Here is a 15,168-nt window from a genome sequence, read left to right on the forward strand (position 1 = left end):
GCCGCGCTCAGGTGGCGGGGTGGGCGAGGTCGCGCACGATGGTCGGCCCGACGAGGCTCTCGATGCGTGCGACCAGGCCCTTGCACCCGCCGGCCATCGCGAGCAGTTCCATGACGACGAACATCGGGCCGACGAGCAGGCCGATCAGGTCGTCGGCAAAGGCCGGCTTGCGGCCTTCGTAGTAGTGGCCGAGGAACTGGATCGTCCAGCCGACGAAGAAGCCGCCGGCGCCCAGGCCCAGCCAGGCCAGCGTGCCGGCCTCGGCCAGCGGCTGGGCCAGCATCAGCAGCGCGGCGATGGCCGCCGAGACGGCCAGCCCGAGCACGAACTCGCCGCGGGTCAGATACCACAGCGCCACCGGCGCGAACAGCAGCCAGGCCGGTGACAGCGCGTAGCCGGCGATCTGGAAACCCGGCCGGCCGAGCAGCACGCCGATCGAGAAGACGATCAGCGGCACGCCGACGACGTGCGTCGCGATGTTGCGTTCGTCGCGGTGGTAGCGGGCATACTGGGCCAGCAGGTCGATCGCGGGGCGGAACGGGCTGGACATCGGGCAGCGTCTCCTTCGCGAGCCATGTTAGCCCCCGGATCGGCAAAGCTGCCACCCGGCTTGAGTTGACCCGCGTGCCGGTGGCGGCATTTCACGCACAATCGCGCGTTTTCGACGCGGCCGGGCCGACCCGAGGACTGAAGTGAGCATCAAGAGCGACAAGTGGATCCGCCGCATGGCCGAGCAGCACGGAATGATCGAGCCGTTCGAGCCCGGCCAGGTGCGGCAGTCGGCCGACGGCCAGCGCATCGTCAGCTACGGCACCAGCAGCTACGGTTACGACATCCGCTGCGCGCCCGAGTTCAAGGTCTTCACCAACGTGCACAGCACGGTCGTCGATCCGAAGAACTTCGACCAGAAGAGCTTCGTCGACATCGAGGCCGACGTCTGCATCATCCCGCCGAACAGCTTCGCGCTGGCGCGCACCGTCGAGTACTTCCGCATCCCGCGCAACGTGCTGACGATCTGCCTGGGCAAGAGCACCTACGCACGCTGCGGCATCATCGTCAACGTGACGCCGTTCGAGCCCGAGTGGGAAGGCTACGTGACGCTGGAGTTCAGCAACACGACGCCGCTGCCGGCCAAGATCTACGCCGGCGAGGGCTGCGCCCAGGTGCTGTTCTTCGAGAGCGACGAGGTCTGCGAGACCAGCTACCGCGACCGCGGCGGCAAGTACCAGGGGCAGGTCGGCGTGACGCTGCCCAAGACCTGATTCAGGCCAGCGCCGGCAGCCAGTCGCAGCGCAGCCGGCCGCTGTCGTGCAGGCGAGCGCGCAGCCGCACGTAGATCGACGGCGCGAAGAACGCCGGCACGCACAGCGCGACCATCCAGGTCCAGTGCAGCAGCAGCGCCGGCGCGACACCCATCCAGCCCAGCACCCACAGCGTCAGCATCATGTCCCAGGCGTGGTACTCGAGCGGCGCTTCGCGGCGGTGCTCGAGCTGCCAGCGCTTGATGCGGGACATCTGGCTCACGTTCATCGGGGGCTCCGGGTGGTCGTTGGCTTGACTCAGGGTAAACCCCAGTCTATCCGATCGCCCTGAGCCGGATCAGCCCGGGAAGGGCCGAACGGCGTTGCAAATGCAACGATCGGCCGGTTTCAGCCGTCCTGGCTCAGCGCGGTGCCGTGCCCGGCAGCAGGATGTCCGGGCCGACGTCGGCGATGCGCTTGCGGCCGCAGAAGGCCATCGTCAGGTCCAGTTCCTTGTGGATGATCTCCAGCGCCTTGGTGACGCCGGCCTCGCCCATCGCGCCCAGGCCGTAGAGGAAGGCGCGGCCGATGTAGGTGCCGCGTGCGCCCAGCGCGACGGCCTTCAGCACGTCCTGGCCGGAGCGGATGCCGCCGTCCATGTGGACCTCGATGCGCGAGCCGAGCTCGGCGGCGATCGCCGGCAGCGCGCGGATGCTGGACTCGGCGCCGTCGAGCTGGCGGCCGCCGTGGTTGCTGACGATCAGCGCGTCGGCGCCGGTCTCGACGGCCAGGCGCGCGTCCTCGACGTCCTGGATGCCCTTCAGGATCAGCTTGCCGCCCCAGCGCTTCTTGATCCACTCGACGTCGTTCCAGTTCAGCCGCGGGTCGAACTGCTGCGCCGTCCAGGCGCCCAGGCTGCTCATGTCGGCGACGCCGCGCACGTGGCCGACGATGTTGCCGAAGCCGCGCCGCTTTGTGCCCAGCATGCCCAGGCACCAGCGCGGCTTGGTCGCCAGGTTCAGCAGGTTGGGCAGCGTCAGCTTGGGTGGCGCCGACAGGCCGTTCTTCAGGTCCTTGTGGCGCTGGCCGAGGATCTGCAGGTCCAGCGTCAGCACCAGCGCGCCGCAGCCGGCGGCCTTGGCGCGGTCGATCAGGCGCTCGATGAAGTCGCGGTCGCGCATCACGTAGAGCTGGAACCAGAACGGCGCCTTCGTGTGCGCGGCGACGTCCTCGATCGAGCAGATGCTCATCGTCGACAGCGTGAACGGGATGCCGAAACGTTCGGCGGCGCGCGCGGCGAGGATCTCGCCGTCGGCGTGCTGCATGCCGGTCAGGCCGGTCGGCGCGATCGCCACCGGCATCGCCACCGGCACGCCGACCATCGTCGACGCGGTGCTGCGGCCTTCCATGTCGACGGCGACACGCTGACGCAGCTTGATCGCCTGGAAGTCGTGTTCGTTGGCGCGGTAGGTGCTCTCGGTCCAGGAACCGGAGTCGGCGTAGTCGTAGAACATGCGCGGCACGCGTTTCTTCGCGAGCACACGCAGGTCTTCGATGTGGGTGATGACGGGCATCGGCGGTCTCCTCGAGGCCGATGCTAACGACGCACGCGCCGAGACGGCGTGTGCGGCCCGGCGGGCGCCGGGCGCAGACTCAGGCGGCGCAGGCGCCGGCGGCCGCGACAGGCCGCGGCGGCGGCGGGGCGTCCAGCGCGTCGGCCGGCAGGTAGCCCATCGAGACCATGCACTGCGCCAGGTTGGCGTCCATCGAGCGCGAATGCGCCGGGAACCACTCGACCAGTTCGTCGGCGAGCTGGCGCACGAGGGCGACGTCGCCATCGTCGCGCAGCCGGTCCTGCACCTCGTGCATGGCCTTCAGCACCTGGGCGTGCTGGTAGGAGTGGCAGTTCTGCGGGGCGAAGCCCATGCCGAGCATCCAGTGCTCTTCCTGGGCGAAGTGGGCTTCGGTGTGTTCGACCACTGCGTCCAGCGCCGCGTCGAGCGAGCCGTCGTCCGCGTCGAGGGCGGATTCCAGCGTGCCCAGCAGGTCGACGAACTCATGGTGCGTCGTGTCCATCTGCGGCTGCTGCAGCGCCAGTGATTCGGACCAGGCGAGGGTGGACATGTGGCGACGCTTTCTTTGATGACGGGCCCAGACTAGGCGCGCGTTTGTATCGAATTTTTGCGCTGCCTCAATCGCCGTGCCGCTATCCCGACTTTCCTCGGAGGATGTCGATCGGGGTATTCACCACGGCCTGCGGGTCTGGTGCAGGCGTCGCCGCCAGGAAGGGCAGCTCCGGTTCGGCCTCGGCCGCGGTGCGCCGTGGCGTGGCGCTTGCACGACGGCCGGACGCCGCCGCGGCGGCGCTGTCCGCGCGCACCAGCGTGGCAGCGCGCACCCCCAGCAGCCGCAGCCGGCGCGACAGGTCCACACGCTTGAGGCATTGACCGGCGGCGCGGCGGATGGCGGCGGCGTCGACCACCGGCCCGGGCAGCGTCAGGTCGCGCGTGACGGTGCGGAAGTCGTCGTAGCGCAGCTTGATGCCGATGGTGCGTGCGGCGTAACCCTTGCGCTGCAGGTCGGCGGCGACACGTTCGGCGAGGTCGGTGAAGACCGCGGTCAGCCGGGCCCGGTCCTGCACCGCGTGCAGGTCGCGTTCGAAGGTCGTCTCGCGGCTCACCGACACCGGTTCGCTGTGCGTCACCACCGGCCGGTCGTCCTGGCCGTGCGCGGCCTCGTGCAGCCAGGCGCCGTAGCTGCGGCCGAAGTGTTCCTGCAGCCAGCCGCGTTCGCGCGTCGCCAGGTCGCCGATCGTCGCCACGCCCAGCGTCGCCAGCCTGGCGCCGGCCTTCGGGCCGATGCCGTTGATGCGCCGCACCGGAAGCGGCCAGATGCGTGTCGGCAGCTCGGCGGCGGTGACCACGCTCAGGCCGTCGGGCTTGTCCAGCTCGGAGGCGATCTTGGCCAGCAGCTTGTTCGGCGTGACGCCGATCGAGCAGCTGAGGCCGGTCGTGCGCCGCACGTTGTTGCGGATCTCCTGCGCCACCGCGCGCACGCCTCCGGCCGGGTCGTGGCCGACGGCGTCCTGGGCCCCGGGCACCTCGGTCAGGTCGATGTAGATCTCGTCGATGCCGCGGTCCTCGATGACCGGGGCGATCTCGGCGACCGCGGCCTTGAACCGCCGCGAGTAGCGCCGGTACTCGTCGAAGTCGGTGGGCAGCAGCACCGCCTGCGGGCAGCGCTGCGCGGCCTTCATCAGCCCCATGCCGGAGTGCACGCCGTAGTCGCGTGCCGCGTAGGTGGCGGTGGTGACGACGCCGCGCCCGGCGTAGCCGGCCAGCGTCGCGAACCGGCGGCTGCCGTCGGGCAGCAGCTCGGGCTGGTGGCGCCGGCCGCCGCCGACGACGACCGGCTGGCCGCGCAGCTCGGGGTAGCGCAGCATCTCGACCGACGCGTAGAACGCGTCCATGTCGAGATGCGCGATCCAGCGCGTGCGCGGCTTCATCGGCGCAGCGGCGCCGCCGCCGTTCAGGCGCCCAGGCGGGCGCGGTGGCGCTCGATCTGCGCCCGCACCTGCGCCGGCGCGGTGCCGCCGACGACGTTGCGCGCGTTCAGCGAGCCGGCCAGCGTCAGCACCTCGAAGACGTCCTCGCCGACGGCGGCGTTGAAGCCCTGCAGCTCGGCCAGCGTCAGCTCCGACAGGTCGACGCCGCGCCCCAGCGCGACCTTCACCGCGTGGGCCACGACCTCGTGCGCGTCGCGGAAGGGCAGGCCCTTCTTGACGAGGTAGTCGGCGAGGTCGGTGGCGGTGGCGTAGCCGCGGCGCGCGGCACGTTCCATCGCCTCGGGCTTGACGCGGATGCCGCCGACCATCTCGGCCAGGATGCGCAAGGTGTCGCGCAGCGTGTCGACGGTGTCGAACAGCGGCTCCTTGTCTTCCTGGTTGTCCTTGTTGTAGGTGAGCGGCTGGCCCTTCATCAGCGTGATCAGGCCCATCAGGTGGCCGACGACGCGCCCGCTCTTGCCCCGCGCCAGCTCGGCGACGTCGGGGTTGCGCTTCTGCGGCATGATCGACGAGCCGGTGCAGTAACGGTCGGCCAGGTCGATGAAGCCGAAGTTCTGGCTCATCCACAGCACCAGCTCCTCGGACAGGCGCGAGACGTGCACCATCGCGATCGAGGCGCAGGCGCAGAACTCGAGCGCGAAGTCGCGGTCGCTGACCGCGTCCAGGCTGTTCTGGCAGACGCCGTCGAAGCCCAGCGTGCGCGCGACACGCTCGCGGTCCAGCGGGTAGCTGGTGCCGGCCAGCGCGGCGGCGCCCAGCGGCAGGCGGTTGGTGCGCTTGCGCACATCGGCCAGGCGTTCGGCGTCGCGCGCGAACATCTCGACGTAGGCCAGCAGGTGGTGCGCGAAGCTGACCGGCTGCGCGACCTGCATGTGGGTGAAGCCCGGCATCACGGTGTCGGCATGGCCGGCGGCCAGCTCGACCAGCGCACGCTGCAGCTCGACGAACAGCGCCGACAGGCCGTCGATCTCGTCGCGCAGCCACAGGCGCACGTCGGTGGCGACCTGGTCGTTGCGGCTGCGGCCGGTGTGCAGACGCTTGCCAGCGTCGCCGACGAGCTGCGTCAGCCGGGCCTCGATGTTCAGGTGCACGTCTTCCAGTTCGAGCTTCCACTCGAAGCGGCCGCCCTCGATCTCCTCGACGATCTGCGCCATGCCGCGGCGGATGGCGTCCAGGTCGGCGCTGGCGATGATGCCCTGCGCGGCCAGCATCTCGGCGTGCGCCAGGCTGCCCTGGATGTCGGCGCGCCACAGGCGCTGGTCGAAGCCGACGCTGGCGGTGTAGCGCTTGACGAGCTCGCTCATCGGCTCGCTGAACAGCGCCGACCAGGCCTGGGACTTGTTGTCGAGGGGATTCGCTGACATGCGGGGGGAGGCTGGCTGCCGCGGGCGCGGCGGGACTACGTATTATCCGGCGGCGATGGACGAAGCCGGCCCCGACGCCTCCAGCAGCCCGCCGTCGCCCCCGGTCTGGCACGACACCTGGCCGGCCGGGCGAGGCCTGTCGTTCACGCCCAGCCGCTTCGACCGCCTGGCCGAGCAGCGTGCCCGCGACGAGGCCCGGCTCGCCACCGCCTTCGACGTCTGCCAGCCGGCGCTGGCGCTGCGCGCCGCGCTGCTGGTGCCGACGGTGCTCGTCGTCGTCGCGCTGGCCCAGGCCGCGGACGTCGCCGACTGGCTGGCGCGTGCCGCCGCCGCGGCCTTCGCCGGTGCCGGCGGCACGCTGCTGTGGCTGGTGGCGCTGTGCTCGTCGCGCACGGCACTGGCGCGGCTGTCCTCGGGCGCGCGGGCCGGTACGGTGCTGCTGGGCGGCGCCGCCTGCGCGCTCGTGGCCTGGGCGCCGCTGGTGGCCATCGGCCTGGCCGACACGGCCGGCGGGTTGCGTCTGGCGGGCATCGCGCTGGCGGGCGCCGGCTTCGCCGCGCTGCTGTGGCTGTGGCTGGACCTGCGCGCGCGCAGCGCCGTGCCGGCGGACACCAGCGCGCGCCTGGTCGAGCTGCAGTCGCGCATCCGCCCGCACTTCCTGTTCAACGCGCTGAACACCGCGCTGGTGCTGGTGCGCGTCGACCCGGCGCGCGCCGAACGCGTGCTCGAGGATCTGGCCGAGCTGTTCCGGGCGGCGCTGGCCGAGGTCGGCGAGTCGGTCGCGCTGGCCGACGAGATCGAGCTGGCGCGCGCCTACCTGGCGATCGAGCAGGCACGCTACGGCGAGCGCATCACCGTCGACTGGGATCTGGACGCCGCCGCCGGCGCGGCGCGTGTGCCGCCGCTGGTGCTGCAGCCGCTGGTGGAGAACGCGGTGCGCCACGGCGTCGAGCCGGCGGCCGAAGGCGGGCGCATCCGCGTCGCCACCGGCCGCCGGCGCGGCCAGGTCATCGTCACCGTCAGCAACACCGTGCCGGAGCAGCCGTCGGCGCCCGGCCACGGCATGGCGCTGGACAACGTGCGCGAGCGCCTGCAGTTGCTGCACGACGTGGCCGCCGAGGTCGAGGTCTGGCGCGAGGGACGCGAGTTCCACGCCCGCCTCGTGCTGCCGCTGTAGCGCACGACGATGGCCGCGCCGCTGTCGGTCCTGATCGTCGACGACGAACCGCTGGCGCGGCTGCGGCTGCGCACGCTGCTGGGCGCGGTGACGCAGCCGGCGCTGGTGATCGCCGGCGAGGCCGGCAGCGCCGAGCAGGCGATGGCCCTGGTGCGCCGCGAGCCGCCGGACCTGCTGCTGCTGGACGTGCGCATGCCCGGCCGCGGCGGGCTGGCGCTGGCCGCGGCGCTGCACGAGCTGCCGCGCCGCCCGGCGGTAGTCTTCGTCAGCGCGCACGGCGAGCACGCGCTCGAGGCCTTCGACGTCGAGGCCGTCGACTACCTGACCAAGCCGGTGCGGCTGCAGCGGCTGCAGGCCGCGCTGGAGCGTGTCGCTGCGCGGCGCGCGCCGCCACCGGCGCCGCCGGCAGGGCCGGTGCTGGTGGTCAGCGAACGGGGCCGGCTGCGGCGCGTGCCGCTGGCCGAGCTGCTGTACCTGCGCGCCGAGGCCAAGGCCGTGCTGCTGCGCACGCCCGCCGAGACGATCGTGCTGGACGAGACCCTGGCCGAGCTGGAGCAGCGGCTGGGGCCGGGTTTCGTGCGCATCCACCGCAACGCGATCGTCGCGCGCGCCGCGGTGCGCGCGCTGGAGCCGCGCGACGCCGACGAAGGCTGGGCGGTGCGCATCGCGCCGGGCGACGAATGGCTGGCGGTGTCGCGCCGCCAGCTCGCCGCGGTGCGCGAGGCGCTGGGGGAGGGCTGAGGACGGCGCCGGTCCCCGCCCCGGGGCTCAGCCCGTGTTGCGCAGCCCGGCGGCGATGCCGTTGATCGACAGGTGGATGCCGCGCTGCAGCCGCGCGACCACCGGGTCCTCGGCGGCGGCGTCGGGCTTGCGCTGGCGGAAGCGCCGCATCAGCTCGACCTGCAGGTGGTTCAGCGGGTCCAGGTACGGGAAGCGGTGCTCGATCGAGCGCGCCAGCGCCGGGTTGGACTGCAGCCGCGAGGCTTCGCCGGTGATCTGCTCCAGCGCCTGGCCGACACGTTCCCACTCGGCGCGCATCGTCGTGAACACGCGCCGGGCGGCACGTTTGTCCTCGACCAGCTCGACGTAGCGCGCGGCGATGCGCAGGTCGGTCTTGGCCAGCACCATGTCCAGGTTGGACAGCAGCGCGCGGAAGAACGGCCACTGGCGGTACATGCGCTGCAGCAGCTCCAGCCGTGCTGCCTGCGTCGTCTCGTCGCCGAGGAAGGCCTCGACCGCCGAGCCGAAGCCGTACCAGCCCGGCAGCGCCAGCCGGCACTGGCCCCAGGAGAAGCTCCAGGGGATGGCGCGCAGGTCCTCGATCGCGCGGGTCGCCTTGCGCGAGGCCGGGCGCGAGCCGATGTTGAGCTCGGCGATCTCGCGGATCGGCGTCGCGGCGAAGAACCAGTCGACGAAACCCGGAGTCTCGTAGACCAGCGCGCGGTAGGCGGCGAAGCTGGCGTCGCTGAGCCGTGCGGCGGCGTCGAGGAAGGCCTTGGGCGCGCTCTTCGTCGGGTGCAGCAGTGTCGCCTCCAGCGTCGCCGCGACCAGGGTCTCCAGGTTGCGCCGGCCGATCTCGGGGTTGGCGTACTTGGAGCCGATGACCTCGCCCTGCTCGGTGAGGCGGATCTGGCCGTTCACCGTGCCCGGCGGCTGTGCCAGGATGGCCTGGTAGCTGGGGCCGCCGCCGCGGCCGACGGTGCCGCCGCGGCCGTGGAACAGGCGCAGCCGGATGCCGTGTTCGCGGTTCAGCGCGGCGAAGAACTCGGCCAGCGCGACCTCGGTGCGGTAGAGCTCCCAGTTGCTGGTGAAGAAGCCGCCGTCCTTGTTGCTGTCGCTGTAGCCCAGCATCACGTCCTGCTCGGCGCCGCTGCGCACGACCATCGCCGTGATGCCCGGCAGCGCGTAGTAGGCGCGCATGATGGCCGCCGCCTGGCGCAGGTCGCCGATGGTCTCGAACAGCGGCACGACGATCAGGTCGGCCACGGCGTCGCGGTCCAGCGTGCCGCGCAGCAGGCCGGCCTCCTTCTGCAGCAGCAGCACCTCGAGCAGGTCGGAGACGTCCTCGGTGTGCGAGATGATGTAGTGGCGCAGCGCCTCGCGGCCGTAGCGCTGGCGCGCCTCGCGCGCGGTCTCGAAGACCTCCAGCTCGCTGGTCGTCAGCGCCGAGTATTCGGCGCCGCGCACGCGCAGCGGCCGCGCGTCGTCGAGCAGGCGCAGCAGCAGCGCGCGCCGCGCGGGCTCGTCCAGCGCCGCGTAGTCGTCTTCCAGCCGCGCCACGCGCAGCAGCTCGGCGACCACGGCCTCGTGCTTGTCGCTGCTCTGGCGCAGGTCCAGCGTCGCGAGGTGGAAGCCGAAGACCTGCACCGCGCGCATCAGCGGCGCCAGCCGCGGCGCGATCAGCGCCTGGGCGTGGTGGTGGCGCAGCGAGCGCTCGACGACACGCAGGTCGGCAAGGAACTCCTCCGGCCCGGCATAGGCCTGCTGCGGCGCCACGGCGTGGCGCAGCGCCTCGGTGCCGGTGAGCTCGTGCAGCGTCGAGGCCAGGCGGGCGTACAGGCCGACCAGGGCGCGCCGGTAGGGCTCGTCCTCGCGGTGCACGTTGCGGTCCGGCGAACGTTCGGCCAGGGCCTGCATCTCGGCCGTCACCGGGGCCAGCATTGCGCTCATCGACAGCTCGCTGCCGAGCTCGTGGACCTCGGTCAGATAGAAGCGCAGCGCGGTCTCGCACTGGCGCGACAGCGCCCGGCGCAGCGTGCGCGCGTCGACGTTGGGGTTGCCGTCGCGGTCGCCGCCGATCCAGTGGCCCATGCGCAGGAAGGGCGCCACCGGGTGCCCGGGCAGCGCGCGCTCGAGCTCGCGGTACAGCCGCGGGATCTCGCGCAGGAACGTGATCGGGTAGTAGCCGAGCGCGTTCTCGATCTCGTCGGCCACGGTCAGCTTGGCCGTGCGCAGCATGCGCGTCTGCCAGAGCTGGGTGACGCGCGCGCGCAGCAGTTCCTCGTTCTCGCGCCGCTGCTCGTCGGTCAGCAGCTCGTCGCGCTGGCCGATCAGCTCGGCGACGGCGCGCTCGGCGTCGAGGATGCTCTTTCTCTGCACCTCGGTCGGGTGGGCGGTGAGCACCGGCGAGATGTAGGCCTGCTCCAGCGTGCGCGCGATGTCGGCGCTGCGGTGGTCGGCGGCGTGCAGGCGCTCGATGGCCATGGCCAGCGAGCCCTCCTGCAGATGGCCCTCGCGCTCGTGCACGCGGCGGCGGCGCACGTGGTGGCGGTCCTCGGCGATGTTGGCCAGGTGCGAGAAGTAGCTGAAGGCGCGGATGACGCTGACCGTCTGGTCGGCCGACAGGTTCTTCAGCAGCCGGTCGAGCACGCGCCCGGCCGAGGCGTCGGCCTTGAGCCGGTAGGCCACGGAGAGCTGGCGCACGCGCTCGACGAGCTCGTAGGCCTCGGTGCCTTCCTGCTCCCGGATGACGTCGCCGAGGATGCGTCCAAGTAACCGGATATCCTCGACCAGGGGGCGATTCTTCTCCGCGGCCTCGGCTGCACCATGGTGCGTCGAGGTCTTTCGCAGGGCGGCGGCAGGCGCGGGGCGTCGCGTCATCGGGGCTCCCAGAAGGCGTAACCGGATTACCGATTCTGGCACGTCCTGCGCGTTGTCGATAATTGCGTCATGAGCTCCAACACCATCATCGCCACCCGCGAAAGCCGCCTGGCCCTCTGGCAGGCCGAACACGTCCGCGACGTGCTGACCGCTCGCTTCGGCCTCGCCGTCGAACTGCTGGGCATGACCACCAAGGGCGACCAGATCCTCGACCGCGCGCTGTCCAAGGTCGGCGGCAAGGGCCTGTTCGTGAAGGAGCTCGAGACCGCGCTCGAGGAAGGCCGCGCCCACCTGGCCGTGCACTCGCTGAAGGACGTGCCGATGGACCTGCCGCCCGGCTTCGCGCTGGCCGCGATCTGGGAGCGCGAGGACCCGCGCGACGCCTGGGTGTCCAACCAGTACGAGAACCTCGACGCGCTGCCGCAGGGCGCCTGCGTCGGCACTTCCAGCCTGCGCCGCGTCGTGCAGCTGCTGGCCCGCCGCCCCGACCTGAAGATCGAGCCGCTGCGCGGCAACCTCGACACGCGCCTGCGCAAGCTCGACGAAGGCGGCTACGACGCCATCGTGCTCGCCGCCGCCGGCCTGAAGCGCCTGGGCCTGGGCGCGCGCATCCGTTCGCTGTTCGATACCTCGGTGATGATCCCGGCCGCCGGCCAGGGCGCGCTGGGCATCGAGATCCGCGAGGACGACACCCGCCTGAAGGAGCTGCTGGCGCAGACCCTGCACCTGCCGACCTTCCTGGCCTGCCACGCCGAGCGCGCCGTGTCGCGTTCGCTGGGCGGCAGCTGCTCGATGCCGCTGGCCGCCTTCGGCCAGTGGAACGACGGCGTGCTGACGATCGACGCCGCGCTGGGCCACAGCACCGAGCTGACGCGCCCGCTGATCAAGGTGCGTGTCACCGGCACGCCGACCGACGAGGCCAGCGCCCGCGCGCTGGGCGAACATGCCGCCGCGCTGCTGCGCGAGGCCGGCGCCGGCGACTACCTGCCGGCCTGCTGACGGTGCGCATCATCGTCACCCGGCCGGCGGATCAGGCGGCCGCCTGGGTGGCGCGCCTGCAGGCCCTCGGCGCCGACGCCGCGGCGCTGCCGCTGATCGGCATCGAACCCGCCGAGGACCCGCAGCCGCTGCGTGCGGCCTGGCGGTCGCTGGCCGACTACGCGCTGGTGATGTTCGTCAGCCCGAATGCCGTCGCCCATTTCTTCGCGCTGCGGCCGGCCGGCTGTGACTGGCCGGCGGCGACGCTGGCCGGCTCGGTCGGCCCGGGTTCGTCGGCGGCGCTGCGCGAGGCCGGCGTCGGCGAGCGTGTGGTCGAACCCGCCGCCGACGCCCGGGCCTTCGACTCCGAGGCGCTCTGGCTCCAGCTGCAGGACCGCGACTGGGCCGGCCGCCGCGTGCTCGTCGTGCGCGGCGAGGACGGGCGTGAATGGCTGGCCGAGACGCTGCGCGGCCGCGGTGCCTTCGTCGAGTTCGTTGCCGCCTACCGCCGCCGTCCGCCCCGGCCCGACGAGGCCGGCCGCGCGCTGCTCGACGCCGCGCTCGCCTTCCCGCACGAGCACCTGTGGCATTTCAGCAGCAGCGAGGCCGTCGGCCACCTGCGTGCCCTGGCACCCGGTGCCGACTGGTCGCGTTCGCGCGCCGTCGCCTCGCATCCGCGCATCGCCGCGGCGGCGAGGGCGCTGGGCTTCGCCGAGGTGGCCGAGCTGCCGCCCTCCGTCGAGGTGGTGGCCGAATGGGCCTCGCGCAGGCCGCCGATAGAATCGGCGTCCCTGTGACCGAGCCCGTCTCGCCCCCTTCTCCAGACCCGGTGCCGCCGGCCCCCGCGCCGGTGCCCGTGGCCGCCGCCGCGCCGTTGCTGCCGGCGCGCTGGATCGCGACTGCCGCCGCCGTGCTGGCCGCACTGACCACGGCCGCCGGCGTGCTCGCCTGGAACACCCAGCAGCGCGTGAAGGCGCTGGAGACCGAGCTCGTCAAGCGCCAGCAGGACGCCGGCGCCGAGGCTGCCGAGGCCCGCGTCGCCGCACGGTCCGCGCAGGACGTCGCGCGTGACGCGGCGGCCAAGCTGGCGGTGCTCGAGGCGCGGGTCGCCGAGTCGACGATCCAGCGCGGCCAGCTCGAGGACCTCATCCAGTCGCTGGCCCGCTCCCGCGACGAGAACGTGCTCGCCGACGTCGAGAACGCGATCCGCGTCGCGATGCAGCAGACCGCGATCACCGGCAGCGCCGAGCCGCTGGTGGCCACGCTCAAGCAGGCCGACGAACGGCTGGCGCGCTACAAGGAACCCCGCCTGGAGCGGGTGCGCCGGGCGCTTGCCCAGGACCTGGATCGCGCCCGCTCCGTCGGTGGCGCCGACCTGGCGCTGCTGGCGATCCGGCTCGACGAGGCGATCCGCACGGTCGACGAACTTCCGTTGCTGTCGGCGGGCGACCATCGCCGGTCCGCGGCGCGCCCGGCCGCGACGGCGGCACCGGCGCCCGCCTCCGGCGCGTCGTCGGCCGAGGCGGCCGCGTCCGGGCTGCCCTGGGGCGAACGCTGGAAGCTGGTGGCCGGGACGATCTGGCAGGAGGTGCGTGAACTGGTGCGCGTGACGCGCATCGAGCACCCCGAGGCCATGCTGGTCGCGCCCGAGCAGACCTGGTTCCTGCGCGAGAACCTCAAGCTGCGCCTGCTCAATGCCCGTCTGGCGCTGCTGTCGCGCCAGTTCGACACGGCGCAGTCCGACCTGCGTGACGCCTTGTCGGCGCTCGACCGCTATTTCGACCCGCAGTCGCGCCGCGTCGCGGCGACGCTCGAGCTGGTGCGCCAGGTGCAATCGCAGGCGCGCGTGGCCACGGTGCCGCGGCCCGACGCCACGCTGGCCGCGATCGCGACGGTGGCGGCCGGACGCTGAGGGCCGGGGCGACCGCGATGCGCATCGTCATCTGGCTCGTGCTGCTGTGCGTGGTGGCGGTCGTTGCCGCGACCACGCTGGGCAGCAACGACGGCGTCGTCACGATCTACTGGCGTGGCTGGCGCACCGACCTGTCGCTGAACCTGTTCGTGCTGATCGTGGTTGGCGGCGCGTTCGCGATCACGTCGGCGGCGCAGGCGGTCAATGCCTTGGTCACCTTGCCCAAGCGCGCCGGCGAATGGCGCGCGCTGCGCCGCGAGCGTCTGGCGCAAGCGGCGCTGCGCGAGGCCCTGGCCGAGTATTTCAGCGCCCGCTACAGCCGGGCCCACAAGGTGGCCTCGCGGGCGATCGCGATCCAGCAGGATTCGCCCGAGCTGCGCGCCGACGCCGAGTTCTCGGTGCTGGCCCATCTGCTGGCCGCCGGCAGCCTGCATCGCCTTCAGGACCGCACGCGGCGCGACGAACTGCTTCGCCAGATGCCGGTGGCGGGCCGCAAGGGCGGTGTCGGCGCCGGCCGCAGCGTCGACGACGGCGCCCGGCTGCTGGCTGCCGAGTGGGCGCTCGATGACCGCGACGCCGGCCGTGCGCTGGAGATGCTGGCCGAGCTGCCCCCGGGCGTCGCCCGCCGCACCCAGGCCCTGCGTCTGAAGCTGCAGGCTTGCCGCCTGGCGCGGCGGCCGCTGGAGGCGCTGCACACCGCGCGTCTGCTGGCCAAGCACCAGGGCTTTTCGCCGGTGGCGGCGCTGGGCCTGCTGCGCTCGCTGGCCTTCGAGGCGCTGGAGGGGGTTCACGACACGCAGCAGCTTCGCCAGCTGTGGGACGAGTTCGACGCCGCCGACCGGCGCGACGCGATCGTCGTCGCCCGGGCGGCGCGCCGTGCGGCCGCGCTGGGTGCCGTCGACACCGGTCGCGACTGGTTGCGGCCGTTCTGGGAGCGCGCCGGTGAACTGGCGCGCGACGAGCGCGAGGAGATCGCGCTGGCGCTGATCGACTGTGTCGCCGGCGTCGGCAGCGATTGGCTGCCGCGTTTGGAACAGGCCGCGGCCGCTCACGCCCACGAGCCGGCCGTGGTGGCGGCCGTCGGCACGGTGTATGCCGAGCGCCAGCTGTGGGGCAAGGCGCGCCGTCTGCTCGAGCAGGCGGCGGGTTCGCCGGCGCTGTCGTCCATGGCGCGTCGCCGCTGCTGGCGCCTGCTGGCGCGCCTCGCGCGCGAGGAGTCGGACGAGGATCGTGCACGTGATTGCGAAAATTTTGCTGCGGGGCTGGACTAATCGAAAAAACGTGCTATAGTTTCTTTCTTCGCGGCTGTAGCTCAGCTGGATAGAGTACTT

General features: G+C 72.5%; 14 protein-coding genes. 7 read left to right on the forward strand and 7 right to left on the reverse strand.

What is annotated here, in order from left to right:
• Nucleotides 1-7: 7 nt before the first annotated feature.
• Nucleotides 8-550, reverse strand: coding sequence for a DUF962 domain-containing protein (locus tag G5B56_RS17920; protein WP_164964110.1), 543 nt, complete (start codon nucleotides 548-550; stop codon nucleotides 8-10).
• 142 nt (nucleotides 551-692) lie between these two features.
• Between G5B56_RS17920 and dcd the strand changes: the two genes are divergently transcribed.
• Nucleotides 693-1,262, forward strand: coding sequence for a dCTP deaminase (gene dcd / locus G5B56_RS17925; protein WP_009858708.1), 570 nt, complete (start codon nucleotides 693-695; stop codon nucleotides 1,260-1,262).
• A gap of 1 nt (nucleotide 1,263) precedes the next feature.
• Here the strand turns inward: dcd and G5B56_RS17930 are convergent, their stop codons facing one another.
• From G5B56_RS17930 to argH, 5 genes are all read right to left on the reverse strand, one after another.
• Nucleotides 1,264-1,530, reverse strand: coding sequence for a hypothetical protein (locus G5B56_RS17930; RefSeq protein WP_009858709.1), 267 nt, complete (start codon nucleotides 1,528-1,530; stop codon nucleotides 1,264-1,266).
• Nucleotides 1,531-1,663: 133 nt separating this feature from the next.
• A complete protein-coding gene (locus G5B56_RS17935) occupies nucleotides 1,664-2,815 on the reverse strand; it encodes an alpha-hydroxy acid oxidase (RefSeq protein ID WP_164964111.1) in 1,152 nt (383 codons plus the stop codon).
• 79 nt (nucleotides 2,816-2,894) lie between these two features.
• Nucleotides 2,895-3,365: a hemerythrin domain-containing protein gene (locus G5B56_RS17940; protein WP_009858711.1), complete on the reverse strand. Its 471-nt coding sequence runs from the start codon at nucleotides 3,363-3,365 to the stop codon at nucleotides 2,895-2,897.
• A gap of 82 nt (nucleotides 3,366-3,447) precedes the next feature.
• A complete protein-coding gene (gene dinB / locus G5B56_RS17945) occupies nucleotides 3,448-4,746 on the reverse strand; it encodes a DNA polymerase IV (RefSeq protein WP_164964112.1) in 1,299 nt (432 codons plus the stop codon).
• Between the two features lie 23 nt (nucleotides 4,747-4,769).
• Complete coding sequence (argH, locus tag G5B56_RS17950) at nucleotides 4,770-6,170, reverse strand: argininosuccinate lyase (protein WP_164964113.1); 1,401 nt, start codon at nucleotides 6,168-6,170, stop codon at nucleotides 4,770-4,772.
• Between the two features lie 55 nt (nucleotides 6,171-6,225).
• Between argH and G5B56_RS17955 the strand changes: the two genes are divergently transcribed.
• Entirely contained in the window at nucleotides 6,226-7,347 is a 1,122-nt protein-coding gene (locus G5B56_RS17955) for a sensor histidine kinase (protein WP_164964114.1), read from the forward strand.
• Between the two features lie 9 nt (nucleotides 7,348-7,356).
• Nucleotides 7,357-8,088 carry a LytTR family DNA-binding domain-containing protein gene (locus tag G5B56_RS17960; protein WP_009858715.1) on the forward strand — a complete coding sequence of 244 codons (732 nt, stop codon included), beginning with the start codon at nucleotides 7,357-7,359 and terminating at the stop codon, nucleotides 8,086-8,088.
• Nucleotides 8,089-8,115: 27 nt separating this feature from the next.
• Here G5B56_RS17960 and ppc read toward each other — a convergent pair whose 3' ends face one another.
• Nucleotides 8,116-10,947 carry a phosphoenolpyruvate carboxylase gene (ppc, locus tag G5B56_RS17965; protein WP_240920839.1) on the reverse strand — a complete coding sequence of 944 codons (2,832 nt, stop codon included), beginning with the start codon at nucleotides 10,945-10,947 and terminating at the stop codon, nucleotides 8,116-8,118.
• Nucleotides 10,948-11,016: 69 nt separating this feature from the next.
• Here ppc and hemC point away from each other — a divergent pair, with 69 nt between their 5' ends.
• Genes hemC through G5B56_RS17985 form a run of 4 tightly spaced genes read left to right on the forward strand, consistent with a single transcriptional unit; the run spans nucleotide 11,017 to nucleotide 15,108 of the window.
• Nucleotides 11,017-11,946, forward strand: coding sequence for a hydroxymethylbilane synthase (gene hemC / locus G5B56_RS17970; RefSeq protein ID WP_009858717.1), 930 nt, complete (start codon nucleotides 11,017-11,019; stop codon nucleotides 11,944-11,946).
• 2 nt (nucleotides 11,947-11,948) lie between these two features.
• Nucleotides 11,949-12,722, forward strand: a complete 774-nt coding sequence (locus G5B56_RS17975) for a uroporphyrinogen-III synthase (RefSeq protein WP_164964115.1) — start codon at nucleotides 11,949-11,951, stop codon at nucleotides 12,720-12,722.
• 32 nt (nucleotides 12,723-12,754) lie between these two features.
• A complete protein-coding gene (locus G5B56_RS17980) occupies nucleotides 12,755-13,837 on the forward strand; it encodes a uroporphyrinogen-III C-methyltransferase (RefSeq protein ID WP_240920840.1) in 1,083 nt (360 codons plus the stop codon).
• Between the two features lie 17 nt (nucleotides 13,838-13,854).
• On the forward strand, nucleotides 13,855-15,108 hold the full coding sequence (locus G5B56_RS17985; protein WP_164964117.1) for a heme biosynthesis HemY N-terminal domain-containing protein: 1,254 nt from the start codon (nucleotides 13,855-13,857) through the stop codon (nucleotides 15,106-15,108).
• Nucleotides 15,109-15,168 lie beyond the last annotated feature (60 nt).

The organism is Rubrivivax sp. JA1026 (genome assembly GCF_011065555.1).
GTDB classification, from domain to species: domain Bacteria; phylum Pseudomonadota; class Gammaproteobacteria; order Burkholderiales; family Burkholderiaceae_C; genus Rubrivivax; species Rubrivivax benzoatilyticus.